The organism is Klebsiella sp. B345 (genome assembly GCF_051131735.1).
Lineage (GTDB): Bacteria > Pseudomonadota > Gammaproteobacteria > Enterobacterales > Enterobacteriaceae > Klebsiella.
The window spans coordinates 2,928,255-2,953,779 of sequence record NZ_CP180443.1 but is presented as its reverse complement, the minus strand read 5'-3'; the positions used below and the strand labels follow the sequence as shown (position 1 = coordinate 2,953,779).

The window sequence follows — 25,525 nt, the reverse complement described above, 5'->3', positions numbered from 1 at the left end:
GAGCGAGAAACGTTGATGTCGAATTCTTATGACTCCTCCAGTATCAAAGTCCTGAAAGGGCTGGATGCGGTGCGTAAGCGCCCGGGTATGTATATCGGCGACACGGATGACGGCACCGGTCTGCACCACATGGTATTCGAGGTTGTGGATAACGCTATCGACGAAGCGCTCGCAGGTTACTGTAAAGATATCGTTGTCACCATCCATAGCGATAACTCTGTCTCCGTACAGGATGACGGGCGCGGTATTCCGACCGGTATTCACCCGGAAGAGGGCGTATCGGCGGCAGAAGTCATCATGACCGTCCTGCACGCAGGCGGTAAATTCGATGATAACTCTTATAAAGTTTCCGGCGGCCTGCACGGCGTAGGCGTTTCCGTGGTTAACGCCCTGTCGCAGAAGCTGGAGCTGGTTATTCAGCGCGACAATAAAGTTCACCGTCAGATCTATACGCACGGTGTGCCACAGGCCCCGCTGGCAGTGACCGGTGAGACCGAAAAAACCGGCACCATGGTACGTTTCTGGCCAAGCTATGAAACCTTCACCAACGTTATTGAATTCGAATACGAGATCCTGGCAAAACGTCTGCGTGAGCTGTCGTTCCTGAACTCCGGGGTGTCTATCCGCCTGCGCGACAAGCGTGACGGTAAAGAAGACCATTTCCACTACGAAGGCGGCATTAAGGCGTTCGTTGAGTATCTCAACAAGAACAAAACGCCGATCCACCCGAATATCTTCTATTTCTCCACCGAGAAAGACGGTATTGGCGTAGAAGTTGCGCTGCAGTGGAACGATGGCTTCCAGGAAAACATCTACTGCTTCACCAACAACATCCCGCAGCGCGATGGCGGTACTCACCTTGCGGGCTTCCGCGCGGCGATGACCCGTACTCTGAACGCCTACATGGACAAAGAAGGCTACAGTAAAAAAGCCAAAGTCAGCGCCACCGGCGATGATGCGCGCGAAGGCCTGATTGCCGTTGTCTCCGTGAAGGTGCCGGATCCGAAATTCTCCTCACAGACCAAAGACAAACTGGTCTCCTCCGAGGTGAAAACGGCGGTTGAACAGCAGATGAATGAACTGCTGAACGAATACCTGCTGGAAAATCCGTCTGACGCGAAAATCGTGGTGGGCAAAATTATCGATGCGGCCCGCGCTCGTGAAGCCGCACGTCGTGCACGTGAAATGACCCGCCGTAAAGGCGCGCTGGATCTGGCAGGCCTGCCGGGCAAACTGGCGGATTGTCAGGAACGTGACCCGGCGCTGTCCGAACTGTACCTCGTGGAAGGGGACTCCGCGGGCGGTTCTGCTAAGCAGGGCCGTAACCGTAAGAACCAGGCTATCCTGCCGCTGAAGGGTAAAATCCTCAACGTCGAGAAAGCCCGTTTCGACAAGATGCTCTCTTCTCAGGAAGTCGCGACGCTGATCACCGCCCTGGGCTGTGGTATCGGCCGTGACGAATACAACCCGGATAAGCTGCGTTACCACAGCATCATTATCATGACCGATGCGGACGTCGATGGTTCGCACATCCGTACGCTGCTGCTGACCTTCTTCTACCGTCAGATGCCGGAAATCGTTGAACGTGGTCATGTCTACATTGCCCAGCCGCCGCTGTACAAAGTGAAGAAAGGCAAGCAGGAACAGTACATCAAAGACGATGAAGCGATGGACCAGTACCAGATTTCTATCGCTCTGGATGGCGCGACCCTGCACACCAACGCCAGCGCGCCGGCACTGGCGGGCGAACCGTTAGAAAAACTGGTGGCTGAATTCAACGGCACGCAGAAAATGATTGTTCGCATGGAACGTCGCTTCCCGAAATCGCTGCTGAAAGAGCTGATTTACCAGCCAACCCTGAACGAAGCCGATCTCTCTGATGAGCAGATCGTCACCCGTTGGGTCAACGCGCTGGTGAGCGATCTGAATGAAAAAGAGCAGCACGGTAGCCAGTGGAAGTTCGACATTCACGAAAATACCGAACTGCAGTTATTCGAACCGATTATCCGCGTGCGTACCCACGGCGTAGACACTGACTATCCGCTGGATCACGAGTTTGTCACCGGTGGCGAATATCGTCGAATCTGTACCCTGGGTGAGAAACTGCGTGGGCTTATCGAAGACGACGCGTTTATCGAACGTGGCGAACGCCGTCAGCCGGTTGCCAGCTTTGAGCAGGCGCTGGAGTGGTTGGTTAAAGAGTCCCGTCGCGGCTTGTCTATCCAGCGCTATAAAGGTCTGGGCGAGATGAACCCGGATCAGCTGTGGGAAACCACCATGGATCCGGACAGCCGTCGCATGCTGCGCGTGACCGTGAAGGATGCGATTGCCGCCGACCAGCTGTTCACCACCCTGATGGGCGATGCCGTTGAACCACGCCGTGCCTTTATCGAAGAGAACGCCCTGAAAGCGGCGAATATCGATATTTAATCGTGGCGAGATGGTCATACTCAGGCCGCGCGTTCAGCGCGGCTTTTTTATGGGCGCGGCTCAGGATCCAGCGACATCACTGCCGGTAAGCGACTCACCAGCCTGTCGATAGCCATTCTCACCCTCAGTGGTAAATGCACCGTCTGTTGCCAGACCGCATGAACGGGGAAGCGCACATCCGCAGCCTGTTTGAACAGCGGGACCAGTTTTCTATTCTGCAGGTCCTGGCGCACCATCCAGCAGGGCAACCATGCAATGCCGTGTCCGGCCAGCGCGGCGTCGCAGATCGCCTGTAAATCATCCATGTTCAGTGATGACCGGGGCACTATTGTGTACGGCGTTCCTTCGTTGTCCGCCAGTTGCCAGGGTAAAACCCGACCGGCGCGTAGATAGTTGATGGCCGAATGCTGATGTAAATCGGTAATGGTCTGTGGCTGGCCGTGATTCATCAGATAATCCGGTGCGGCGCATAGAACCATTCTGTGTTCCCCCAGCTTTCTGGCGGCCAGCACGGTACTATCTGCCAGTGCGCCATTGCGCACCGCCATATCAAACCCTTCCTCGACGAGATCCACCACCCGGTCGCTGAATGACATTTCCAGCTCAAGACCTGGATGTTCCTGTGCCAGCTCAATTAACAGCGGCGCGATGCACTGGCGACCAAACAGCATGGGCATCGCGACACGCAGGCGACCACGCACCTGTTGTTTCCCGGTTTCCAGCAGCGATTCAGCACCACGAATCTCCTCCAGCGCGCGCAGGCAGTGTTCATAAAACAGGGCGCCGCTATCCGTCAGGCTCTGGCTGCGTGTTGTGCGTTGAAACAGACGCACCTCCAGCCGCTCTTCAAGCCGGGCGATGCTCTTGCCCACCGCTGAACGCGATAAGTGCAGGCGGACTGCTGCCTGAGCAAAACTCCCCGCCTCAACGGCGGCCACGAAAACGGGAATATCCTTCAGCGTATCGGTCATAGATTGTATCGATTTTGGCGTCAATGATGGGAAAAGTTATCGCCACTGGCGACGATTAGTCAACGCTAAACTGTCGCTACTGAAGCTCTTTTGATGGCAGGAGAAAAACGATGACAGAGACAATGCAACGCTGGTCAATGAACGCCCTCGGGCGAGAGAATCTCAGACTCATTCAGGAGCCTGTTCCCCAGCCTGGCCCTGGTGAAGTACGCGTGCGCGTGAACGCTGTCGCGCTCAACTATCGCGATAAAATGGTCATTGAAGGCACCATGCCGATTTCGCTTTCCTTCCCCTTTACGCCAGCATCGGATATGGCGGGCGTGGTGGAGAGTACGGGGGCGGGCGTCACGCGTTTTAAATCCGGCGATCGCGTGATCTCGACCTTCTTCCCTGAGTGGATCGACGGTAAGCCAGTCGCAGACGCTCGCCACCTGCCCTACAGAACGCTTGGGGGTTACTTCCAGGGCATGCTGGCCGAATACGTGATTGTGAATGAAAACTGGCTGGTGGCTGCCCCGGAAACGCTGGATGACGCTGAGGCCAGCACCTTACCTTGCGCAGGGCTTACCGCCTGGTTCGCGCTGGTGGAACGCGGGAATTTACGCGCCGGCCAATCGGTGCTGGTGCAAGGTACAGGGGGGGTTGCGATATTCGCTCTGCAAATTGCAAAAGCACAGGGGGCAGAGGTTTTTGTCACCTCCGGCAGCGATGAAAAGCTGGCACAGGCCAAAAAGCTCGGTGCCGATCACGGCATTAACCGGCTCAAAGGCGACTGGACGGAAGGGATATATCAGCTGACCGACGATCGCGGCATCGACCATATTATCGAAACCGTTGGTGGGGAGAACCTGAGGCATTCCCTGCGAGCCGTTGCCGTTCATGGCCGCATATCGGTAATTGGCGTTCTGGGCGGGAGTGAAATCTCGCTGCCAGCCAGCGAATTGTTGCTGAAATCGCCAGTCATTCAAGGGATTGGAGTTGGGCACCGCCGCGCGCTGGAAGACTTCGTCCGCGCCGTTGATGTCACCGGGTTAAAACCGGTGATCGAGCAGCGCTACCGCTTTAACCAGCTTGAACAGGCACTTGAACACCTCGATCGCGGTGCGTTTGGCAAAATCGTCCTCACCCGCGAGTGAGTCATGGTTCCCCAGGACTGGCATAAAAGGGGTGTTTTTGCTGCGCAATGTAGCTCTATTTTTGCGGGCTTAATCGCGTTAGCATGAGGTAGCACTCATTTATCCTGGGGATCTCATGGCTATCAAACTTATTGCAATCGATATGGACGGCACGCTGCTGCTACCTGACCATACCATCTCTCCTGCGGTTAAAGCGGCGATTGCCGCAGCACGCGCACGCGGCGTCAACGTGGTACTGACCACCGGGCGCCCGTATGCCGGGGTTCACAGCTATCTGAAAGAACTGCAGATGGAACAGCCGGGAGACTACTGCATCACCTACAACGGCGCGCTGGTACAGAAAGCGAGCGACGGCAGCACCGTGGCGCAAACGGCGCTGAGCTATGACGACTACCGCTATCTCGAGCAGCTCTCCCGTGACGTGGGGTCACATTTTCATGCCCTTGACCGCAACACGCTGTACACCGCCAACCGTGATGTAAGCTACTACACGGTGCATGAATCCTATGTCGCGACGATCCCACTGGTCTTCTGCGAAGCCGAAAATATGGATCCGAACATCCAGCTGCTGAAGGTGATGATGATCGATGAGCCGGCGATCCTCGACCAGGCTATTGCCCGCATCCCGGCGGAAGTGAAAGAGAAATATACCGTGCTGAAAAGCGCGCCATACTTCCTCGAAATCCTCGATAAACGCGTCAATAAAGGGACCGGCGTGAAATCGCTGGCCGACGCGCTGAATATCAAGCAGGACGAGATCATGGCAATTGGCGATCAGGAAAATGACATTGCGATGATTGAGTTCGCGGGCGTCGGCGTGGCGATGGACAACGCTATCCCAACGGTGAAAGAAGCCGCAAACTTTATTACTAAATCGAACCTGGAAGATGGTGTCGCCTGGGCGATTGAGAAGTACGTGTTATCTTGACCGAACTTTCAGGCCCGGCAGCTCCGGGTCTGAAAAACCTCTTATGGTGCGTAAAATTAATCACTTAGGTCTTTTTTTTGCACTGAAAGGGGGAAATCAGCACATATCCCTTCCCCTAATGACGACGAATTCTATAAGCTTTCCTGCTTAACGTTCGACGACCCCATTTCTGCTCCGAAAGAGCCTGGCTGGATGCCAGCTATACTCAAATTCGACGCTATCGAGCTTTGCTGGCCGTCGCCATTTTTTATCTCTGGAGAGCATCGTTGTTGAGCACGCTGCGTCGCGTCATTCTGTGTTGCATTACATGCTCATTTATCGGGCAGGTTCAGGCGCAGGCCCTTAATCGGGAGCAGATCGATGACTGGCTAAAACAGCTGGGCGCGAGCGACAAATTTGATGCCTCCAAAGGTATCGACTGGGGCGTGATGCCCGGTCCGTTTTATACGCCGGAATTAGGCCTGGGGATCGGAACCGCGGTGGTCGGCATGTACCGGCCCGACCCCAATGACACCCTCAGTCAAAACTCGACCTTAACGCTCAGCGGCTACGCCAGCTCTACCGGCGCCTTCGGCGTCAGCGTCAAGAATTACGCCTTTTTTGCTGACGATCGCTGGCGTATTTTTCTTGAAGGCTCTCTGGCCAATACGCCGACCTATTACTGGGGTCAGGGCTTCGCCGCTGCAGATAATGATGGCGGCAAAGAGAAATATACCGCTCAGGTGCTGACGCTGCGGCCCACGGTCTATCGCCAGCTGGTGGACAACGTCTATTTTGGCGTTGGCTGGTCGCTGGCGGCCCAGAATGCCGACGAAATGGACCGGGAAGATCTGCCGAAAATAGAAAGTACCCCTCAGGGGCCATCGGTCTTCAGTTCTGGTGTCAGTATCGATTTAACCTGGGACGATCGCGATTTTGTCCCCAACCCGCGTCAGGGCCAGTACGCTGACCTACGGTATACCCACTACGCGCCGGGCCTTGGGAGTGACACCCGATTTGACGAATTCCATCTGCACTACAGCCGCTATACCGCGCTCAGTGATAAAAGCGTGCTGGCCTGGGAGGCTGACGGGGTCTTTACTCAGGGCGATGTGCCGTGGAGCATGCTCCCGCTGCTCGGCAGCGATGAACGTATGCGCGGCTACTATCAGGGGCGCTATCGCGATAAAAACGTATTCAGCTCGCAGCTGGAGTATCGCCGTCAGCTAACCTGGCGCCACGGCATTGTTGCCTGGGTGGGCGCCGGAACGATGGGGCCGTCCGTCGATACGCTCAATGATGGCCGCTGGCTACCGACGGCGGGCGTAGGCTATCGTTTTGAATTCAAACCTAAGGTGAATATCCGCCTCGACTATGGCATTGGCAAAGGCAGCAGCGGCTTTTACTTCCAGGTCGGCGAGGCCTTCTGACCACCATTTCCCACCCATCTTCTGACGTCCCCCTCCGACAGCGCTCTCCAGATGCGCTGTTTTTTTATCTCATCAATTGTTCTTTTTGTGATCTAAATTGTAGTACAGAATTATCAATTGGTACTACTATCTGTCGCGTCAGATAAATAAAGGTGTCATGTTTGTACTGCAAAGGTGAGGCGAAAACCGCCAGTCAGAGTAAAGTAAGGCGACGTCATCTCTTAAAGGACATGCCATGAACCTGACCAAAACCGACCGCATCATCATGACGCTGGGCCGCCAGATTGTTGGGGGCAAATACGTTCCCGGTTCCGCGCTGCCGGCAGAGGCCGAGCTGTGTGAAGAGTTTGAAACCTCGCGCAATATCATCCGCGAAGTGTTTCGTTCTTTGATGGCGAAACGGCTGATTGAAATGAAACGCTATCGCGGGGCGTTTGTCGCGCCGCGTAACCACTGGAATTACCTGGATACCGAAGTCCTGCAGTGGGTACTGGAACACGATTATGACCCGCGCCTGATTGGCGCTATGAGCGAAGTACGAAATCTGGTGGAGCCGGCTATCGCCCGTTGGGCGGCAGAACGGGCAACCTCCAGCGATCTGGCGCAAATAGAAGAAGCGCTTAACGACATGATCGCCAATAACCAGGATCGTGATGCGTTTAACGAAGCCGATATTCGTTATCACGAGGCGGTACTGCAATCGGTCCATAACCCGGTGCTCCAGCAACTGACGGTAGCCATCAGCTCGTTACAGCGAGCGGTGTTTGAACGGACCTGGATGGGCGATGAGGGCAACATGCCGAAAACGCTCCAGGAACATAAGGCGCTGTTTGATGCCATCCGACATCAGGACAGCGAAGCGGCAGAGCAGGCGGCGCTCACTATGATCGCCAGCTCAACACGAAGGCTGAAGGAAATCACATGATATCTCGCTACATCGCAATAGACTGGGGTTCGACCAATCTGCGCGCCTGGCTTTATCAGGGCGACAAATGCCTGGAGAGCAGGCAATCAGAAGCAGGCGTCACTCGCCTGAATGGTAAATCCCCGGCCGCGGTGTTGAGTGAGATAACCGAAAGCTGGCGCGAAGGCGCCACTCCGGTAGTGATGGCGGGAATGGTCGGCAGCAATGTCGGCTGGAAGGTTGCTCCCTACCTGCCAGTTCCCGTCCATTTTTCAGCAATTGGCCAGCAGTTAACCGCTGTTGGCGACAATATCTGGATTATTCCCGGGCTGTGCGTCTCTGAGGATAACAACCACAACGTCATGCGTGGCGAGGAGACCCAGCTGCTCGGAGCCCGGGCGCTTGCCCCTTCTTCTGTCTATGTGATGCCCGGTACCCACTGCAAATGGGTGCAGGCAGACCGCCAGCAAATCCACCATTTCCGCACCGTAATGACCGGTGAACTGCATCACTTGCTGCTGAGCCACTCGCTGATCGGCGCCGGGCTGCCATCGCAAGTTGCGGCACCGGAAGCGTTTCATGCCGGACTCGAACGCGGGCTGGCCTCGCCTGACCTGCTGGCCCAGCTGTTTGAAGTCCGGGCGGCGCACGTCCTGGGGGCACTCCCGCGTGAACAGGTGAGCGAGTTTCTCTCCGGGCTGCTGATTGGCGCGGAAGTCGCCACCCTCAGCGAGCGCTTTGCCGGGCAGCAGGCGATCACGCTGGTTGCCGGATCAGCGCTGACCGCCCGCTACGTTCAGGCGTTTCATACCATGGGGCGCGATGTCGCCACCATTGACGGCGATACAGCATTTCAGGCTGGCATACGCTTCCTGATCGAGTCCGCCCCTGTGCTGGCGACCCGCGCAGCGGAATGATTTTGTGTAACTAAGGAGCATCGCATATGCAGTGGCAAACTACGCTTCCGCTGATCGCAATTCTGCGCGGCGTGACGCCGGAAGAGGCATTGGCGCACGTTGGCGCGGTGATTGAGGCCGGGTTCGACGCCGTTGAGATCCCGCTGAACTCTCCCGGCTGGCAGCAGAGCATTCCGGCCGTTGTCGAGGCCTTTGGCTCACGGGCGCTGATTGGCGCAGGCACCGTACTCCAGCCGGAGCAGGTTGATGAACTGGCAAAAATGGGCTGCCGGCTGATCGTGACGCCGAATATTCAGGCCGAGGTGATTCGCCGCGCGGTGGGCTACGGCATGACCGTCTGCCCGGGCTGTGCCACGGCGACGGAAGCATTTACCGCCCTGGATGCCGGCGCGCAGGCGCTGAAAGTGTTCCCCTCATCCGCTTTTGGTCCGGAGTACATCAAGGCTCTGAAAGCCGTGTTACCGCCCGACGTGCCGGTGTTCGCCGTGGGCGGCGTGACGCCAGAGAATCTGGCGCAATGGATGAAGGCCGGCTGTGTCGGCGCCGGGCTGGGCAGCGATCTGTATCGTGCCGGGCAGTCCGTCGAAAGGACCGTACAGCAGGCGACAGCATTTGTTAAAGCGTATCGAGAGGCAGTGCTATGAAAATAACCAAAGTCACCACGTACCGTTTACCTCCGCGTTGGATGTTCCTGAAAATTGAAACCGATGAAGGCGTTGTTGGCTGGGGTGAGCCGGTCATTGAAGGGCGCGCGCGTACCGTTGAAGCGGCGGTCCACGAGCTGAGCGACTATCTCATCGGTCAGGACCCAGCGCGTATAAACGACCTGTGGCAGGTGATGTACCGCGCCGGATTTTATCGTGGCGGCCCGATTCTGATGAGCGCAATTGCCGGGATCGATCAGGCATTGTGGGATATCAAAGGCAAGGTGTTGAACGCGCCGGTGTGGCAGCTGATGGGCGGTCTGGTGCGCGATAAAATCAAAGCCTACAGCTGGGTAGGGGGCGATCGTCCAGCAGAAGTGATTGACGGTATTAAAAAGCTGCGTGCCATTGGCTTTGATACCTTCAAATTAAACGGCTGTGAAGAGATGGGCGTAATCGATAATTCTCGTGCGGTTGATGCTGCGGTGAATACCGTCGCGCAAATTCGCGAAGCCTTCGGCAGCGATATTGAATTTGGCCTCGATTTTCATGGCCGCGTCAGCGCGCCAATGGCCAAAGTCTTAATTAAAGAGCTGGAACCCTATCGTCCGTTATTTATTGAAGAACCGGTACTGGCGGAGCAGGCTGAATATTATCCGAAGCTGGCAGCGCAAACCCATATTCCCATTGCGGCCGGGGAACGGATGTTCTCGCGATTCGAATTTAAGCGGGTGCTGGAAGCCGGCGGCCTGGCGATTTTACAGCCGGACCTGTCGCATGCGGGCGGTATTACCGAATGCTATAAAATTGCCGGAATGGCGGAAGCCTACGATGTGGCCTTGGCACCGCACTGCCCGTTGGGACCGATCGCGCTGGCGGCCTGCCTGCACATTGATTTCGTTTCACGCAATGCGGTACTCCAGGAGCAGAGTATGGGCATTCACTACAATAAGGGCGCGGAACTGCTCGACTTTGTGAAAAACAAAGAAGACTTCAACATGGAAGGTGGATTCTTTAAACCGCTCATGAAACCGGGGCTTGGCGTGGAAATCGATGAGGCGCGGGTGATTGAGCTCAGTAAAAATGCGCCGGACTGGCGTAATCCTTTGTGGCGGCATGCGGATGGTTCCGTCGCGGAATGGTAAATGCGCGTCATATTTCGCACTGGGGATGCGAAAAATTTGCCGCCTTTCCCCAGCACGAACTATTTAGCGCATTGCAGTCAGGTTATTAATAAAAATTTTAAACACACCCTCTGTAAACTACAGGGCATGGTGAGCGGCTTCGCTATGCCCAAAATCTGGAGACAGATTACGATGGATATTTCAGTTACCGCTGTAAAACCCGGGCGTCGCCGCTATTTGACGCTGATTATGATCTTTATTACCGTCGTTATTTGCTATGTCGACCGCGCCAATCTGGCGGTGGCATCCGTCCATATTCAGGAAGAATTTGGCATCACCAAAGCGCAAATGGGTTATGTATTCTCGGCGTTTGCCTGGCTGTATACGCTCTGCCAGATCCCGGGCGGCTGGTTCCTTGACCGTGTGGGTTCGCGTCTGACCTACTTTATTGCCATTATGGGCTGGTCGGTGGCGACATTATTCCAGGGTTTTGCCACCGGTCTGATGTCGCTGATCGGCCTGCGGGCTATTACCGGGATCTTTGAGGCGCCGGCCTTTCCGACCAATAACCGTATGGTTACCAGTTGGTTCCCGGAACATGAACGCGCCTCTGCCGTTGGCTTTTACACCTCCGGGCAGTTTGTCGGGCTGGCATTCCTTACTCCGCTGCTGATCTGGATCCAGGAGATGCTGAGCTGGCACTGGGTATTTATTGTGACCGGCGGCATCGGCATTATCTGGTCGCTGATCTGGTTTAAGGTCTATCAGCCGCCGCGTCAGACCAAAAATATCAGCAAAGCCGAGCTCGATTACATCCGTGATGGCGGTGGCCTGGTGGATGGCGATGCGCCGGTGAATAAAGCATCCCGCCAACCGTTAACCAAAGCGGACTGGAAGCTGGTCTTCCACCGTAAGCTGGTGGGCGTGTATATCGGGCAGTTCGCGGTGGCGTCCACGCTGTGGTTCTTCCTGACCTGGTTCCCGAACTACCTGACACAGGAAAAAGGCATCACCGCGCTGAAAGCCGGTTTCATGACCACGGTGCCGTTCCTGGCCGCCTTTGTCGGCGTTCTGCTCTCGGGATGGCTGGCGGACCGGCTGGTGAAAAAAGGCTTCTCGCTGGGCGTGGCGCGTAAAACGCCGATTATCTGCGGCCTGCTGATCTCGACCTGTATTATGGGCGCGAACTACACCAACGACCCGGTGTGGATCATGGTGCTGATGGCGCTGGCATTCTTCGGTAACGGTTTTGCATCGATTACCTGGTCGCTGGTTTCGTCCCTGGCCCCGATGCGCCTGATTGGCCTGACCGGTGGGGTATTTAACTTTATTGGTGGCCTCGGCGGCATCACCGTGCCGCTGGTGATCGGTTATCTGGCACAGGATTACGGTTTTGCCCCGGCGCTGACCTACATCGCGGTGATTGCCCTGATCGGCGCGCTTTCCTACATCCTGCTGGTGGGCGATGTGAAACGTGTAGGCTAAGTCTTCCCGATGCTATACCCTGATGCGATGGTTGTTCATCAGGGTATATACCCGTCATACTTCAAGTTGCATGTGCGTTGGCTGTCCTCGCTCACCCCAGTCACTTACTTGAGTAAGCTCCTGGGGATCCCCTGCGTTACCGCCTTCTTGCAACTCGAATTATTTAGGGTATTCCATGAAGCAAGTCACTTTTTCTGCACGTAATCATCAGCTTACCAATACTCGTACCTGGACGGCGGATAGCCAGTGGCTGGTCTTTGATGTTCGACCGTCGGGTGCGTCTTTTACCGGTGAGACCATTGAACGCGTCAATGTGCAAACCGGAATAGTCGAAACGCTTTATCGCGCCGACCATGGTGCCCATGTTGGCGTCGTCACCGTACATCCATCGGCCGATAAATATGTCTTTATTCACGGCCCCGAACACCCGGATGAGCACTGGCAGTACGATTTCCACCATCGTCGCGGCGTGGTGACGTCTCAGGGAGAGACGCACAATCTTGACGCGATGGATATCACTGCCCCCTATACGCCCGGCGCGTTGCGCGGCGGCAGCCACGTCCATGTTTACAGCCCGGACGGACAAGCGGTCAGCTTTACCTATAACGATCATGTGCTTCATGAACGCTCAGCCGCGCTGGATCTACGCAACGTTGGTGTCGCGGTGCCTTATGGCCCGGTTATGCCACAGGGGCAGCATCCGCGGGAATATGGCGGTAGCCACTGGTGCGTGCTGGTGAGCCGGACCACGCCAACGCCGGTGCCGGGCAGCGACGAGATTAACCGCGCGTATGAAGAAGGCTGGGTAGGTAACCATGCGCTGGCGTTTATTGGCGATACGCTGTCGCTCAAGGGTGAAAAAATCCCGGAACTGTTCATTGTGTCATTGCCGATGAGCGAACAGGGCTGGAAGCAGGAGGGAGACGCGCCGCTGGCGGGCACTGACGCCACTCTGCCGGCCCCGCCAGCCGGGGTGATGCAACGTCGTTTAACCTTTACTCATCAGCGCCGCTACCCGGGGCTGGCAACGACGCCGCGACATTGGGTGCGGGCTAATCCGCAGGCGACGCAGATAGCATTTTTAATGCGAGACCAGGCGGGAGTCGTTCAGCTGTGGCTGATTTCGCCACAGGGCGACAATCTGCGTCAGCTCACCCATAACGTGAATGATATTCAGTCGGCCTTTAACTGGCACCCGTCAGGGGAATGGCTGGGGTTCGTGCTGGATAACCGCGTGGCTATCTGTCATGCCCAAAGCGGGGAAATCTCATTTTTGACTGCCGATCATGAAAATCCACCGTCAGCGGATGCTGTGGTGTTTTCACCGGACGGGAAGCATCTTGCCTGGATGCAGGAGACGGGCGGCTATCGTCAGCTGTGGATAACTGACGTCGCGCTTTAGATCAGGGTAATGGCATGTCCGCTGGCGGGATCGCTGAGTTGGTCGCCAGCGACGCTTTCTCGCTTTTCTCGACGCGCGATTTTATCGAACTGTCGGTGCGGAACATATCCCACGGCAGCAGCAAGGTGTCCATCACCGCAGTAAAGGGCATATCCAGCGCCACCAGGGATTTGGTGCCCCAGTTGGCATCTTCGTTACCCAGCATCTGCGCGCTGGCACGGGTTCCTGGATAGGTGCCTTCCTTGCCGCCGGTATGTGACATCACGCTGGAGCAACCGCCTAAACCCACAACTCCGCTGAACAGTAACAGCTTTAACAGACCGCTTTTCATCATTCTTCCATCGTAGTATCGGGCATTGAGATAACCTTCACATCGGTTATATCGAGCCATCCCGTGAATGCCTAGCGTTATTGCGCTGCACTGTGGCAGCCATCGCATTTTGCCTTTTGTGCTTTCCACCCAGTCTAAGCAATCAGCAGGAAACTGCAAAAAAAATTGGTTTCTCGCGCTTGAAAACGTCGGGATAAACCACATTTTAAGAATGTGACCCGATAAGGAGTACGCCTGCGGGGTATTCCGGGTAATAACGACCTGTCCATGATGGAAGGTCAACCACTCTCGCTGATTTCAGGAGCTATTTGTTATGCGTAATTTCGATCTCTCTCCGCTGTATCGTTCTGCTATTGGTTTTGACCGCCTTTTCAATCTGTTAGAAAACAACCAGAGCCAAAGCAATGGCGGCTACCCTCCGTACAACGTTGAGCTGGTAGATGAAAACCATTACCGCATTGCTATCGCCGTGGCCGGTTTCGCCGAGAGCGAACTGGAGATCACCGCGCAGGATAATCTGCTGATTGTTAAAGGCGCCCACGCGGACGAGCAGAAAGAGCGTACCTATCTTTATCAGGGCATTGCGGAGCGCAACTTTGAGCGCAAATTCCAGATCGCGGAAAACATCCATATCCGTGGCGCAAACCTGGTAAACGGCCTGCTGTACATCGAACTGGAACGCGTGATCCCAGAAGCGGACAAACCGCGTCGTATCGAAATTAACTAAGTCGTTTGGGCCGCATGCGCTGCGGCCCGATAACAACCCAACTATGCCTGCCGTCAGGGGGCACATGCAAATCCACGAGATTTGCAGATATTCACTCGCTTCTTAGAAGGAGAAACACCTATGCGTAACTACGATTTATCCCCACTGCTGCGTCAATGGATCGGTTTTGACAAACTGGCCAACGCGCTCCAGACCACCAGTGAAAGCCAGAGCTTCCCGCCGTACAACATTGAAAAAAGTGACGATAACCACTATCGCATCACCCTTGCGCTGGCAGGGTTCCGTCAGGAAGATCTGGATATTCAGCTGGAAGGGACGCGTCTGAGCGTCAAAGGGACGCCGCAGCAGGCTGACAAAGAGACAAAATGGCTGCATCAAGGGCTGGTCAGCCAGGCCTTTAGCCTGAGCTTCACCCTGGCAGAAAATATGGAAGTCTCCGGCGCCACGTTCAATAACGGGCTGCTGCACATTGAGTTAACCCGTAACGAGCCGGAAGTGGTTATCCCGCAGCGCATCGCGATTAGCGAGCGCCCGGCACTCAACAGCTAATACTACCATTTCCTATAAAGCCCCGATTTTCGGGGCTTTTTTTTGCACGCTAATCCCGAAGATTCACGATTAAGCCAGCGCTCTACGTCGTTCCGATGACCCGCTGATTATTGTGCGCCAGGCTGCATACAGACCCAGAGGCTTAAGCCATAATCCCTGATGTTGATGGTGTTATTCACAGGGAGCAGGCGATGAGTGATATAGCATTGACCGTCAGCGTACTGGCGCTGGTGGCGGTTGTCGGCTTGTGGATCGGCAGTGTCAAAATCCGCGGTGTCGGGTTTGGGATTGGCGGTGTGCTGTTTGGCGGCATAATCGTTGGCCACTTTGTGGATCAGGCGGGGATTGCTCTCAGCAACCCGATGCTCCACTTCATCCAGGAATTTGGCCTGATCCTCTTCGTGTATACCATCGGTATTCAGGTGGGGCCGGGGTTCTTCGCCTCGCTTCGCGTCTCCGGGCTGCGGCTCAATCTCTTCGCTATCCTGATCGTCATCCTGGGCGGGTTGGTCACCGCCATACTGCACAAACTCTTTCAGATCCCACTGCCGGTGGTGCTGGGGATTTTTTCCGGTGCGGTGACCAATACCCCTGCACTCGGGGCCGGGCAGCAGATTCTGCGCGACCTTGGCGTACCGTTGGACGTGGTCGATCAGATGGGGATGAGCTACGCCATGGCCTATCCGTTCGGCATCTGCGGGATTTTGCTGACCATGTGGCTGGTGCGCCTGTTCTTTCGCATTAACGTTGAAAAAGAAGCCCAACAGTTTGATGAAAGCAGTGGCAACGGCCACTCGACGCTGCAAACCATCAACGTCCGCGTTGAGAACCCCAACCTGAATAATATGGCGATTCAGGATGTGCCGATGCTCAATAGCGATAAGCTGATTTGTTCTCGCCTTAAGCGCGATGAGCTGCTGATGGTGCCGGCGCCAACCACCCTTATTCAGACCGGTGACCTCCTGCACCTGGTGGGACATCCGGCGGATTTACATAATGCACAGCTGGTCATCGGGATGGAGGTATCGACCTCCCTTTCAACTCGCGGTACCGACCTGAAAGTTGAACGGGTGGTGGTGACCAATGAGAAGGTGCTCGGCAAGCGCATCCGTGATCTGCATTTTAAACAGCGCTATGACGTGGTGATTTCTCGCCTCAATCGTGCCGGGGTGGAGCTGGTGGCCAGCAGCCACGCCAGCCTGCAGTTTGGCGATATCCTCAATCTGGTGGGGCGCCCGGAAGCGATTGACGCGGTGGCCGCCGAACTGGGCAACGCGCAGCAAAAACTGCAGCAGGTGCAGATGCTGCCGGTCTTTATCGGTATTGGTCTGGGGGTGCTGCTGGGTTCCGTGCCGTTGTTCATTCCCGGCTTCCCGGTGGCGTTGAAGCTGGGGCTGGCCGGTGGGCCGCTGATTATGGCGCTGATCCTCGGGCGAATCGGCAGCATCGGCAAGCTCTACTGGTTTATGCCGCCGAGCGCCAACCTCGCGCTCCGTGAACTGGGGATCGTGCTGTTCCTGGCGGTGGTTGGGCTGAAGTCCGGCGGTGATTTTGTCGCTACGCTGACGGAAGGCGACGGGGTCAGCTGGATTGCCTACGGCATTTTTATCACCGCTATTCCGCTGCTGACGGTGGGGATCCTGGCGCGGTTGCTGATGAAGATGAACTATCTAACCCTGTGCGGCATGCTGGCCGGTTCGATGACCGACCCACCGGCGTTGGCTTTCGCCAACAACCTGCACGCCACCAGCGGGGCGGCGGCGCTGTCTTATGCCACGGTCTACCCGCTGGTGATGTTTTTACGCATTATCACGCCGCAGCTACTGGCCGTGTTGTTCTGGGGGATGAGTTAGCGGGGTATCCAGGTGGGCGCGCCGCAGATGGTAGTCCACCTGATATTCGCTGGCGTTACGGAACATCACCGAATAGTTGAGAAACTCGCCGCTATCGCTATAAGACAGGGAGGTAATACGCAGCAGCGGCGTCTGCTCCTGCACGTTCATCGACCGGGCCAGCTGCTTGTCGGCGAGGACCGGCGTCAGGCTCTCGTAGTTACCGCTGATGGTGATCCCGCACTCTTTCTCAATGTAATCAAATTTCGACCCCTCCAGGTGGATCAGCGACAGGTTGCGGAACAGTTTGACCGGCATATAGCTGTCCTCGAGCATCAGTGGTTTTCCGTCCACGTAGCGCACCCGGCGCGAGAAGTAGATCCGCTCGTTAATCTGGATGCGCAGCTGGCTGGCGATAGCCGGTGGCGCCGGCATCACTTCGAAGATCAATACCTGGCTCACCACCTCTTTCCCCTGTTTATGCAGCACTTCGGCAAGCCCGGTGAGGTTGGTGGTCTCGTGGTGCACGTCTTTGCGGGCGACATAGGTACCTGAGCCATGACGCCGCACCACCAGCCCCCAGCTAATCAGCAGCGCGATCGCCTTACGGATGGTCATCCGCGCCACGCCGAACTCTTCCGCCAGCTTTTTCTCACCCGGTAGCGGACTGCCGATATTGAAATCGGAGGAATTCAGCCGAAGGCGCAATCTGTCTGCAATGGATTTGTAGATCACCAGTAGACCTCTGTTCCGCTTTTTTAACGGTGCGTGAATGGATGAGGGTATTTAAAAAATTCATGTAATACATCAAGTTATTAATTTGTGTTCGCGGCGCGATGGTTGGTGTTATTCATCATGTCTATTTTTAACACAAAAAGTAGACAACATTGCTGTAATTAAAACCATGAAAGCGATCACGAATCGCACCGCCGTTGCATGTCGCCAGTCCAGTAAATTCCTATTCTCGCTTTAGGCCGATACTCAAGACAAATAAGGCCTCTTACCCTACTGGTTGCTCTATGAGGATTTTAAAATGCTCAGTCAAATACAACGTTTTGGCGGCGCCATGTTTACCCCGGTTTTACTCTTTCCTTTCGCCGGGATCGTGGTCGGTATTGCCATTATGCTGCGCAACCCGATGTTCGTCGGTGAAGCGCTGACCGCTCCTGATAGTTTATTTGCGCAAATTGTTCACATTATTGAAGAAGGCGGCTGGACAGTATTTCGTAATATGCCGCTGATTTTTGCCGTTGGCTTACCTATTGGTCTTGCAAAGCAGGCTCAGGGCCGCGCCTGTCTGGCGGTGCTGGTGAGTTTCCTGACCTGGAACTACTTCATTAATGCCATGGGGATGACCTGGGGGCATTTTTTCGGCGTCGACTTTTCGGCTGACCCGACCGCCGGAAGCGGCCTGACGATGATTGCCGGTATTAAAACACTGGATACCAGCATTATCGGAGCGATCGTTATTTCCGGGATCGTCACGGCACTCCATAACCGCTATTTTGATAAACCGCTGCCGGTTTTCCTCGGTATTTTCCAGGGCTCCTCGTTTGTCGTTATTGTGGCCTTCCTGGCGATGATCCCCTGTGCCTGGTTAACGTTATTGGGTTGGCCAAAAGTGCAGATGGGCATTGAATCTCTGCAGGCGTTTTTACGCTCGGCCGGGGCGCTGGGAGTCTGGGTCTATATTTTCCTTGAGCGCATTCTGATCCCGACCGGCTTACATCACTTTGTCTACGGACCGTTTATTTTCGGCCCGGCGGTGGTAGAAGGCGGAATCCAGGTGTACTGGGCGCAGCATCTGCAGGAATTCAGCCAGAGCACCGAACCGCTGAAAGCCCTGTTCCCGGAAGGCGGTTTCGCCCTGCACGGTAACTCCAAGGTCTTTGGTTCCGTCGGGATTGCGCTGGCGCTCTACTTTACCGCCGCACCTGAAAACCGCGTCAAGGTGGCCGGCCTGCTGATCCCGGCGACGCTGACCGCGATGCTGGTGGGGATTACCGAGCCGCTGGAGTTCACCTTCCTGTTTATCTCTCCGCTGCTGTTTGCCGTCCATGCGGTGCTGGCCGCGACCATGGCGACGGTGATGTACATGTGCGGGGTCGTCGGTAACTTTGGCGGCGGTCTGCTGGACCAGTTCCTGCCGCAAAACTGGATCCCCATGTTCCACAACCACGCTTCGATGATGTTCATCCAGATCGGTATCGGGGTGTGCTTCACCGCCATTTACTTCGTCATCTTCCGCGCCCTGATATTGCATTTCAACCTGAAGACCCCGGGCCGCGAAGAGAGCGAAATCAAACTCTACAGCAAAGCGGATTACCAGGCGGCGCGCGGCAAGACCAGCGCGGCAGGCGCCACGGAATCCAAATTAGGCCAGGCCGCAGGTTTCCTGCAGGCGCTGGGCGGCGCGAGCAACATTGAAAGCGTCAACAACTGCGCCACCCGGCTGCGTATCACGCTGGTTGATATGGCGAAAACACAAAGCGACGACGTCTTTAAAGCGCTGGGCGCGCACGGGGTCGTGCGGCGCGGCAACGGGATTCAGGTCATCGTTGGCCTGCATGTCCCTCAGGTTCGCGACCAGCTGGAATCCCTGATGAAAGAATCTCTACAGACCGAACACACCACCATGACGGAGGCAGTATCATGAAAAAATTCTCAGTTGTTATCGCAGGCGGCGGCAGTACCTTCACACCGGGTATCGTTTTGATGTTGTTAGCAAACCAGGACCGTTTCCCGCTGCGGGCCCTGAAATTTTATGACAACGACGGCGCGCGTCAGGAGACCATCGCCGAAGCGTGTAAGGTTATTCTCAAAGAGCAGGCGCCGGATATCGAATTCAGCTACACCACCGACCCGCAGGCGGCCTTTACCGATGTCGATTTTGTGATGGCGCATATTCGCGTCGGCAAGTATCCGATGCGTGAAAAAGATGAAAAAATCCCGCTGCGCCACGGCGTGCTGGGCCAGGAGACCTGCGGACCTGGCGGCATCGCTTACGGTATGCGCTCTATCGGCGGCGTGCTGGAGCTGGTGGACTATATGCAAAAATATTCGCCGAACGCCTGGATGCTGAACTACTCCAACCCGGCGGCTATCGTGGCGGAAGCCACCCGTCGTCTGCGTCCGAATGCGAAAATCCTTAATATCTGCGATATGCCTATCGGCATTGAAGGGCGGATGGCGCAAATCGTCGGCCTGAAAGACCGTAAACAGATGCGCGTTCGCTACTACGGCCTGAACCACTTCGGCTGGTGGACCTCAATTGAAGACTTGCAAGGGAACGATTTGATGCCGAAACTGCGGGAACATGTGGCGAAATATGGCTATGTTCCGCCATCTAACGATCCGCACACCGAGGCCAGCTGGAACGACACCTTCGCCAAGGCCAAAGATGTACAGGCGCTGGATCCGGACACCATGCCGAACACCTACCTGAAGTACTACCTGTTCCCGGATTACGTCGTCGAGCACTCCAACCCGGCGCGTACCCGTGCCAACGAGGTGATGGATCACCGCGAGAAAAATGTCTTCAGCGCCTGCCGCTCGATTATTGCCGCGGGTCAGTCTTCCGCTGGCGATCTGGAGATAGATGAGCACGCCTCTTACATTGTGGATCTGGCGACCGCCATTGCCTTCAACACCCAGGAGCGCATGCTGCTGATTGTGCCGAACAATGGCGCTATCCATAACTTTGATGCCGATGCGATGGTGGAGATTCCGTGCCTGGTCGGCCACAACGGCCCGGAACCGCTGACCGTCGGCGATATTCCGAACTTCCAGAAAGGGATGATGAGCCAGCAGGTGGCGGTAGAGAAACTGGTGGTCGATGCCTGGGAGCATCGCTCCTACCACAAACTGTGGCAGGCGATTACGCTGTCGAAAACCGTGCCGAGCGCTTCGGTTGCCAAAGCGATTCTCGACGACCTGATTGAGGCCAACAAAGACTACTGGCCGGAACTGCACTAACCCTCCCACGCCGACCGGCATCCATCGGGTGCCGGTTGCCTCTGACTTTCCCCTGTTCGTCACGAATTACGCTATGCTGGAGCTTGCTCGCGCTACGAACAAGGAACCCTGATGAAAATCTCTCGCGTCGGCGAAGCACCGGATTACCGCTTCTCGCTGGCTAACGAACGTACCTTTCTGGCATGGATCCGCACGGCATTAGGCTTTCTGGCCGCCGGGGTTGGCTTAGATCAGCTGGCACCGGATTTTGCGACCCCGCTGATTCGCGAAGTGTTGGCGCTGTTGCTCTGTCTGTTTGCCGGCGGGCTGGCCATTTATGGCTACCTTCGCTGGTTGAGTAACGAAAAGGCGATGCGCCTGAAGCAGGACCTGCCCTATACCAGAACGCTACTGGTGATTAGCATCTTGTTGACGCTGGTGGTGGCCGTGGTGATGGGACTGGTGTTTTATGGCGGATAGGCGCCGGGCGCGGCGGGAAAGCGATCCTGGCCTGCAGCCGGAGCGGACATCGTTGGCCTGGTTTCGCACATTGCTGGGTTATGGGGCGCTGATGGCGCTGGCGATCAAGCATAACTGGCATAGCGCAGGGACGCTGTTCTGGCTGTCGATTGGCGTACTGCTGATCGTGGCGTTTATTCTCTGGCGCTACACCCGGCACCGTAACCTGATGGATGTGGATGATAACGATTTTGTCCAGCCAAGGGCGGTGTACGACAAGTTTTTCATCGCCGTCGCGGTGCTGTCGCTCTCGTTGATGTTCGCGGCCACGCACCTGCGGCAGATTGCCTTATTTATTCAGAATATGCCTTAGTGGGAAACCGGCCCATTTGCCGCACTGCCGTGCAGGGCCGGTTGGGAAAACACTCGCGACCTTAGCGGCCTTTCGCCAGGTACTGCGCCATTTCTTCTTCCGGTACCATGCCGCCGCCGGTCGCCCAGACCAGATGCGTGGCATTGTGCATCTGGCTGGCGCTGAAGCCGTGCATCTGCTGGTAAGTCTTGCTGGCGCAGACGCGCTGCGGCCCGGCCATCCCCGCCAGGGCGGATGGCTCCAGGCGAATATTTTCGGCTTGTGCCAGCCAGCCCAGCATGTCGTACATCGACTGGTCGCTGAGGGTATAGAAGCCATCCAGCAGACGTTCCATCGCTCTGCCAACAAACCCGGAAGCGCGCCCAACGGCCAGACCATCGGCGGCGGTCAGGTTATCGATCCCGAGATCCTGGACAGCAATACCATCATGCAGCCCGGTATGAACCCCCAGCAGCATGCACGGAGAGTGGGTTGGTTCAGCGAAGAAACAGTGAACATGATCGCCGAAGGCCAGCTTCAGGCCAAATGCCACCCCGCCTGGGCCGCCACCCACGCCGCACGGCAGATAGACAAACAGCGGATGATCGGCATCGACCACGCGCCCCTGTTGCGCGAACTGCGCTTTCAGGCGCTCGCCGGCGACGGCGTAGCCTAGGAACAGCGTGCGGGAGTTTTCGTCATCAATAAAGAAGCAGTTGGGATCGGCTTCTGCCGCCTTACGTCCTTGTTCAACCGCCACGCCGTAATCCTGCTCGTACTCCACCACCGTCACGCCGTGGCTGCGTAGTTTCGCTTTTTTCCACGCCCGGGCATCGGCGGACATATGCACCGTGACCTTAAAGCCAATGCGGGCGCTCATGATGCCAATCGACATCCCGAGGTTACCGGTCGAGCCCACGGCGATGCTGTACTGGCTAAAGAACTGTTTAAACTCTGGCGTCAGCAGCTGACGGTAGTCATCCCCGGTGGTCAGCAGGCCCGCCTCCAGCACCAGTTTTTCCGCATGAGTCAGTACTTCATAAATCCCGCCGCGCGCTTTAATGGAGCCGGAAACTGGCAAATGGCTGTCTTTTTTCAACAGCAGTTCACCGTCGATAGCCTGGGAAACAGCCTGCTCCAGCCGCGCTTTCATCGCCGGGATTGCTACCAGCTCGGATTCAATAATTCCGCCGGTAGCGGCGGTTTCCGGGAAGGCCTGCGCCAGATAAGGCGCAAAGCGCTCCAGCCGCGCACGGGCATCCTGAACATCTTCGGTGGTCAGGCCGACGTAGGGTAAACCTTCTGCCAGTGACGTAGTGGCCGGGTTAAACCAGGTGGTTTCTTTCAGGTCGATCAGCTCCTGCAGCAGCGGGAACCGGGTGATTAATGTGGTCATGTCAGCGTTTTTCATATGACGTCTCTTTGCGCTCAGATGATGAAAGAAAGCAGGAACGTGCAGGCAAGTGCAAGCAAGGATGCGATAAATGTGGCCGTTGTATAGTATTTGAACGTCTCACTCAGGCTCGCACCGCAGTACTGTTTTACCAGCCAGAACAGGGAATCGGTGACGATCGTGCAGCCAATTGCGCCGGAACCGATAGCAATGGCGATGATCTCTGGGCTTACGCCTGGGTACAGCGGCAGCATTGGCGCCACGATAGCGGTCGCTCCCATCATGGCGACGGTGGCCGAACCAACCGCCGCGTGCAGAATCAGCGCCACCAGCCAGGCCAGCAGAATCGGGTGCATATGCATGCCCGACAGAATCACCGCCAGCGAATCGGCCAGGCCGCTGTTCTTCAGGATGGCGTTAAACGCCCCGCCGGCACCGATGATCAGCAGGATATTGGCAATTGAGCCGAAGCCATTTTCAGTGTGGGTCAGCAGCGTGCCCATGCTCATATTCTGGCGGATACCGAGGATGTAATAGGCCACGAAGACGGCGATAAACATGGCGGTAATCGGGTTGCCGATAAACTCCAGCAGCATATACAGCGTGCCGCTACGGGTCATATTCAGCTCGGCCACGGTTTTCACCAGCATCAGCGCAATCGGCAGCAGAATGGTCAGCAGGGTGGCGCCGAGGGACGGCAGCGTCTCTTCCCGACGCACTTCCAGATTTGAAAACTCGGCGGGAACCGCTTTGAACGGCAGACGATTACCCAGCAGTCTCAGGAACAGCGGGCCGCCAACCAACGAGGCCATCAGCCCGACCAGCAGGCCGTAGACAATCACGGTGCCGATATCGGCGCCGAGCTTGTTGGCAACGAACAGCGCTGCCGGGTGCGGCGGGACCACGCAATGCACCGCCATTAACGCGGTGCACAGCGGGATTGCCAGCTTCAGCAGGGAGGTGTGGGTCTTTTTAGCGATGGAGAAGGCCAGCGGGATCAGCAGCACCACGCCCACTTCGACAAACAGCGTAATCCCACAGATCAGGCCGACCAGCACCATAATGACATCGACCGATAACCAGCGGCAGCGCTGGAGCGTCAGGCCGATCCGCTCGGCGGCGCCTGAAATCTCCATCATTTTCCCGAGGATGGTACCCAGACCGATTACCGCCGCCAGGAAGCCAAGGGTGCCGCCGATGCCGTTTTCAATGGCGTTGACCATATCCAACGGGCTCATGCCCATCATTGCGCCGACGAAGAAACTGGCTAACAGCAGCGCCAGAAACGGGTGAAATTTCAGCTTAACGATAGTTAGTACAATCAACACGATGCTAATGAGTAGCGTGCTCACAACCCAAATCTGAGATTCCATACCCCACCTCGCCTGTGAATTAGATGAGGCTATTGAACAGAAAAACGTCACCGGCTGACAAACGATATAAATGGCGCTTCAGGTGAATCAGATTGAATCAAAGTGGTGATTAAGGTCTAAAAAAGCCATGTGTTTGCGCTATGGGTCACTTTTTTTCATCTTTAAACCAGCGCGACGCGGCCATTTTGCTTACCATTGATGGTAAAAATGGCAGGGAAAAGAACGATGGATGTAGCAAAAGAGATTGGCAACCGGCTGCTGAACGGCTGGCAGCTGTCCAAACTGTATACCTTTGAGGTTGCTGCCCGGCATGAATCTTTCGCGCTGGCGGCGGAAGAACTGTCGCTCACCCCGAGCGCGGTGAGTCACCGGATAAATCAGCTGGAAGAGGAGCTGGGGATCCAGCTGTTCGTGCGTTCGCATCGCAAAGTGGAGTTAACCCATGAGGGGCGGCGAGTCTACTGGTCGCTGAAGTCATCGCTGGACAGCCTGAACCAGGAGATTCTGGATATCAAAAACCAGGAGCTGTCCGGCACCCTGACCATTTACTCGCGACCGTCGATTGCCCAGTGCTGGCTGGTTCCGGCGCTGGGGGACTTTACTCGCCGCTACCCGTCCATCTCGCTGACCGTGTTAACCGGCAACGAAAACGTCAATATGCAGCGCGCGGGCATCGATCTGGCGCTCTACTTCGATGATTTACCGTCATCGCAATTGACCCACCACTTCCTGATGGATGAGGCGATTGTTCCGGTTTGTACCGCCGAGTATGCCCGTCAGCATCAGCTTCAGCAGCACCCCGAGCATCTTCAGTATTGTACGCTGCTGCACGACCGTCAGGCCTGGAGCAACGACTCGGGAACCGATGAGTGGTTTAGCTGGGCGCAGCATTTTGCGGTGAATTTGCCGCAATCGTCGGGGATTGGCTTCGATCGTTCAGATTTAGCGGTGATTGCGGCGATGAACCATGTCGGCGTGGCGATGGGGCGAAAACGGCTGGTACAGAAGCGAATAGACAGTGGAGAACTGATCGCTCCCTTTGGTGACATGACGCTGAAGTGCCATCAGCACTACTATGTGACGACCCTGGCGGGCCGTCAGTGGCCAAAAATCGAGGCGTTTATCCACTGGTTACAGAGCCAGGTGCGCTGAGCACCTCCGTTCGATCAGCAACCCCCGGTTGCATTACGCTGACCGGGGGAGAA

The 25,525-nt window shown here is 56.2% G+C and carries 22 protein-coding genes, 1 pseudogene and 1 other annotated feature; of the genes and pseudogenes, 18 read left to right on the top strand and 5 right to left on the bottom strand.

Going from position 1 to position 25,525, the window contains the following annotated elements; translation table 11 throughout:
• The first annotated feature begins 15 nt into the window (after positions 1-15).
• Positions 16-2,430 carry a DNA topoisomerase (ATP-hydrolyzing) subunit B gene (gyrB, locus tag ACMYSO_RS13910; RefSeq protein WP_434665353.1) on the top strand — a complete coding sequence of 805 codons (2,415 nt, stop codon included), beginning with the start codon at positions 16-18 and terminating at the stop codon, positions 2,428-2,430.
• Positions 2,431-2,463: 33 nt separating this feature from the next.
• On the opposite strand, the pseudogene ACMYSO_RS13905 reads toward gyrB, so the two are convergent.
• Positions 2,464-3,401: pseudogene (locus ACMYSO_RS13905) on the bottom strand (LysR substrate-binding domain-containing protein).
• A 110-nt stretch (positions 3,402-3,511) separates the two neighbouring features.
• On the opposite strand from ACMYSO_RS13905, the gene ACMYSO_RS13900 reads away from it, so the two are divergent.
• The 9 genes from ACMYSO_RS13900 (at position 3,512) to ACMYSO_RS13860 (ending at position 13,350) form a co-directional block, all read left to right on the top strand.
• Entirely contained in the window at positions 3,512-4,537 is a 1,026-nt protein-coding gene (locus ACMYSO_RS13900; RefSeq protein WP_434665350.1) for a zinc-dependent alcohol dehydrogenase family protein, read from the top strand.
• Positions 4,538-4,652: 115 nt separating this feature from the next.
• Positions 4,653-5,465: a sugar-phosphatase gene (gene yidA / locus ACMYSO_RS13895; protein WP_174509640.1), complete on the top strand. Its 813-nt coding sequence runs from the start codon at positions 4,653-4,655 to the stop codon at positions 5,463-5,465.
• A 278-nt stretch (positions 5,466-5,743) separates the two neighbouring features.
• Positions 5,744-6,874 carry a BamA/TamA family outer membrane protein gene (locus ACMYSO_RS13890; protein ID WP_434670812.1) on the top strand — a complete coding sequence of 377 codons (1,131 nt, stop codon included), beginning with the start codon at positions 5,744-5,746 and terminating at the stop codon, positions 6,872-6,874.
• 235 nt (positions 6,875-7,109) lie between these two features.
• Positions 7,110-7,799: a D-galactonate utilization transcriptional regulator DgoR gene (gene dgoR / locus ACMYSO_RS13885; protein WP_123756996.1), complete on the top strand. Its 690-nt coding sequence runs from the start codon at positions 7,110-7,112 to the stop codon at positions 7,797-7,799.
• Positions 7,796-8,695 carry a 2-dehydro-3-deoxygalactonokinase gene (locus tag ACMYSO_RS13880; protein ID WP_434665348.1) on the top strand — a complete coding sequence of 300 codons (900 nt, stop codon included), beginning with the start codon at positions 7,796-7,798 and terminating at the stop codon, positions 8,693-8,695. Before dgoR ends, ACMYSO_RS13880 begins: the two co-directional genes overlap by 4 nt.
• Before the next feature lie 26 nt (positions 8,696-8,721).
• Positions 8,722-9,339, top strand: coding sequence for a 2-dehydro-3-deoxy-6-phosphogalactonate aldolase (locus tag ACMYSO_RS13875; RefSeq protein WP_434665346.1), 618 nt, complete (start codon positions 8,722-8,724; stop codon positions 9,337-9,339).
• On the top strand, positions 9,336-10,484 hold the full coding sequence (dgoD, locus tag ACMYSO_RS13870; RefSeq protein ID WP_434665344.1) for a galactonate dehydratase: 1,149 nt from the start codon (positions 9,336-9,338) through the stop codon (positions 10,482-10,484). The genes ACMYSO_RS13875 and dgoD overlap by 4 nt, the downstream gene beginning before the upstream one ends.
• Positions 10,485-10,610: 126 nt before the next feature.
• The gene (locus tag ACMYSO_RS13865; protein WP_123757374.1) at positions 10,611-11,948 is read left to right on the top strand and encodes an MFS transporter; all 1,338 of its coding nucleotides are present in this window, start codon (positions 10,611-10,613) and stop codon (positions 11,946-11,948) included.
• Positions 11,949-12,123: 175 nt separating this feature from the next.
• Positions 12,124-13,350, top strand: coding sequence for a DUF3748 domain-containing protein (locus tag ACMYSO_RS13860; protein WP_434665341.1), 1,227 nt, complete (start codon positions 12,124-12,126; stop codon positions 13,348-13,350).
• A gap of 1 nt (position 13,351) precedes the next feature.
• Here ACMYSO_RS13860 and ACMYSO_RS13855 read toward each other — a convergent pair whose 3' ends face one another.
• On the bottom strand, positions 13,352-13,684 hold the full coding sequence (locus ACMYSO_RS13855) for a YceK/YidQ family lipoprotein (RefSeq protein WP_434665338.1): 333 nt from the start codon (positions 13,682-13,684) through the stop codon (positions 13,352-13,354).
• Positions 13,685-13,927: 243 nt separating this feature from the next.
• Positions 13,928-14,001 (top strand) — a sequence feature (ROSE (Repression Of Heat Shock gene Expression) occurs in the 5'-region of heat shock genes and acts as an RNA thermometer to modulate expression.).
• Here ACMYSO_RS13855 and ibpA point away from each other — a divergent pair.
• From ibpA to ACMYSO_RS13840, 3 genes are all read left to right on the top strand, one after another.
• The gene (gene ibpA, locus ACMYSO_RS13850; RefSeq protein WP_123757002.1) at positions 13,995-14,408 is read left to right on the top strand and encodes a small heat shock chaperone IbpA; all 414 of its coding nucleotides are present in this window, start codon (positions 13,995-13,997) and stop codon (positions 14,406-14,408) included. Its footprint overlaps the feature before it by 7 nt.
• 120 nt (positions 14,409-14,528) lie before the next feature.
• Complete coding sequence (gene ibpB, locus ACMYSO_RS13845) at positions 14,529-14,957, top strand: small heat shock chaperone IbpB (RefSeq protein ID WP_123757003.1); 429 nt, start codon at positions 14,529-14,531, stop codon at positions 14,955-14,957.
• Between the two features lie 191 nt (positions 14,958-15,148).
• Positions 15,149-16,810 (top strand): putative transporter, encoded by a 1,662-nt coding sequence (locus ACMYSO_RS13840; protein ID WP_434582407.1) that lies wholly within the window; start codon positions 15,149-15,151, stop codon positions 16,808-16,810.
• On the opposite strand, the gene ACMYSO_RS13835 is transcribed toward ACMYSO_RS13840, so the two are convergent.
• Positions 16,778-17,524, bottom strand: a complete 747-nt coding sequence (locus ACMYSO_RS13835) for a GntR family transcriptional regulator (RefSeq protein ID WP_434665335.1) — start codon at positions 17,522-17,524, stop codon at positions 16,778-16,780. The two genes, ACMYSO_RS13840 and ACMYSO_RS13835, sit on opposite strands and share 33 nt — an antisense overlap.
• Before the next feature lie 298 nt (positions 17,525-17,822).
• Here ACMYSO_RS13835 and ACMYSO_RS13830 point away from each other — a divergent pair, with 298 nt between their 5' ends.
• From ACMYSO_RS13830 to ACMYSO_RS13815, 4 genes are all read left to right on the top strand, one after another.
• Positions 17,823-19,445 (top strand): alpha-glucoside-specific PTS transporter subunit IIBC, encoded by a 1,623-nt coding sequence (locus tag ACMYSO_RS13830; protein WP_434665334.1) that lies wholly within the window; start codon positions 17,823-17,825, stop codon positions 19,443-19,445.
• Positions 19,442-20,764 carry a 6-phospho-alpha-glucosidase gene (locus ACMYSO_RS13825; protein WP_434665333.1) on the top strand — a complete coding sequence of 441 codons (1,323 nt, stop codon included), beginning with the start codon at positions 19,442-19,444 and terminating at the stop codon, positions 20,762-20,764. Before ACMYSO_RS13830 ends, ACMYSO_RS13825 begins: the two co-directional genes overlap by 4 nt.
• A 111-nt stretch (positions 20,765-20,875) precedes the next feature.
• Positions 20,876-21,223, top strand: a complete 348-nt coding sequence (locus ACMYSO_RS13820) for a YidH family protein (protein ID WP_174509632.1) — start codon at positions 20,876-20,878, stop codon at positions 21,221-21,223.
• Positions 21,213-21,575, top strand: coding sequence for a DUF202 domain-containing protein (locus ACMYSO_RS13815; protein ID WP_434665331.1), 363 nt, complete (start codon positions 21,213-21,215; stop codon positions 21,573-21,575). The genes ACMYSO_RS13820 and ACMYSO_RS13815 overlap by 11 nt, the downstream gene beginning before the upstream one ends.
• Before the next feature lie 61 nt (positions 21,576-21,636).
• On the opposite strand, the gene dsdA is transcribed toward ACMYSO_RS13815, so the two are convergent.
• Together dsdA and dsdX are read right to left on the bottom strand one after the other, a co-directional pair.
• On the bottom strand, positions 21,637-22,965 hold the full coding sequence (gene dsdA / locus ACMYSO_RS13810) for a D-serine ammonia-lyase (RefSeq protein ID WP_434665328.1): 1,329 nt from the start codon (positions 22,963-22,965) through the stop codon (positions 21,637-21,639).
• A gap of 17 nt (positions 22,966-22,982) precedes the next feature.
• A complete protein-coding gene (gene dsdX, locus ACMYSO_RS13805; RefSeq protein ID WP_434665327.1) occupies positions 22,983-24,320 on the bottom strand; it encodes a D-serine transporter DsdX in 1,338 nt (445 codons plus the stop codon).
• Between the two features lie 225 nt (positions 24,321-24,545).
• Here dsdX and dsdC point away from each other — a divergent pair, with 225 nt between their 5' ends.
• Entirely contained in the window at positions 24,546-25,472 is a 927-nt protein-coding gene (gene dsdC / locus ACMYSO_RS13800; RefSeq protein WP_434665325.1) for a DNA-binding transcriptional regulator DsdC, read from the top strand.
• Positions 25,473-25,525 lie beyond the last annotated feature (53 nt).

Excerpts from the sequence above, each read along its gene's own strand:
- gyrB (WP_434665353.1), top strand. The coding sequence starts at position 16 with ATGTCGAATTCTTATGACTCCTCCAGTATCAAAGTCCTGAAAGGGCTG.
- ACMYSO_RS13900 (WP_434665350.1), top strand. The coding sequence starts at position 3,512 with ATGACAGAGACAATGCAACGCTGGTCAATGAACGCCCTCGGGCGAGAG.
- yidA (WP_174509640.1), top strand. The coding sequence starts at position 4,653 with ATGGCTATCAAACTTATTGCAATCGATATGGACGGCACGCTGCTGCTA.
- dgoR (WP_123756996.1), top strand. The coding sequence starts at position 7,110 with ATGAACCTGACCAAAACCGACCGCATCATCATGACGCTGGGCCGCCAG.
- ACMYSO_RS13880 (WP_434665348.1), top strand. The coding sequence starts at position 7,796 with ATGATATCTCGCTACATCGCAATAGACTGGGGTTCGACCAATCTGCGC.
- ACMYSO_RS13875 (WP_434665346.1), top strand. The coding sequence starts at position 8,722 with ATGCAGTGGCAAACTACGCTTCCGCTGATCGCAATTCTGCGCGGCGTG.
- dgoD (WP_434665344.1), top strand. The coding sequence starts at position 9,336 with ATGAAAATAACCAAAGTCACCACGTACCGTTTACCTCCGCGTTGGATG.
- ACMYSO_RS13865 (WP_123757374.1), top strand. The coding sequence starts at position 10,611 with ATGGTGAGCGGCTTCGCTATGCCCAAAATCTGGAGACAGATTACGATG.
- ACMYSO_RS13860 (WP_434665341.1), top strand. The coding sequence starts at position 12,124 with ATGAAGCAAGTCACTTTTTCTGCACGTAATCATCAGCTTACCAATACT.
- ACMYSO_RS13855 (WP_434665338.1), bottom strand. The coding sequence starts at position 13,684 with ATGATGAAAAGCGGTCTGTTAAAGCTGTTACTGTTCAGCGGAGTTGTG.
- ibpA (WP_123757002.1), top strand. The coding sequence starts at position 13,995 with ATGCGTAATTTCGATCTCTCTCCGCTGTATCGTTCTGCTATTGGTTTT.
- ibpB (WP_123757003.1), top strand. The coding sequence starts at position 14,529 with ATGCGTAACTACGATTTATCCCCACTGCTGCGTCAATGGATCGGTTTT.
- ACMYSO_RS13840 (WP_434582407.1), top strand. The coding sequence starts at position 15,149 with ATGAGTGATATAGCATTGACCGTCAGCGTACTGGCGCTGGTGGCGGTT.
- ACMYSO_RS13830 (WP_434665334.1), top strand. The coding sequence starts at position 17,823 with ATGCTCAGTCAAATACAACGTTTTGGCGGCGCCATGTTTACCCCGGTT.
- ACMYSO_RS13825 (WP_434665333.1), top strand. The coding sequence starts at position 19,442 with ATGAAAAAATTCTCAGTTGTTATCGCAGGCGGCGGCAGTACCTTCACA.
- ACMYSO_RS13820 (WP_174509632.1), top strand. The coding sequence starts at position 20,876 with ATGAAAATCTCTCGCGTCGGCGAAGCACCGGATTACCGCTTCTCGCTG.
- ACMYSO_RS13815 (WP_434665331.1), top strand. The coding sequence starts at position 21,213 with ATGGCGGATAGGCGCCGGGCGCGGCGGGAAAGCGATCCTGGCCTGCAG.
- dsdA (WP_434665328.1), bottom strand. The coding sequence starts at position 22,965 with ATGAAAAACGCTGACATGACCACATTAATCACCCGGTTCCCGCTGCTG.
- dsdX (WP_434665327.1), bottom strand. The coding sequence starts at position 24,320 with ATGGAATCTCAGATTTGGGTTGTGAGCACGCTACTCATTAGCATCGTG.
- dsdC (WP_434665325.1), top strand. The coding sequence starts at position 24,546 with ATGGATGTAGCAAAAGAGATTGGCAACCGGCTGCTGAACGGCTGGCAG.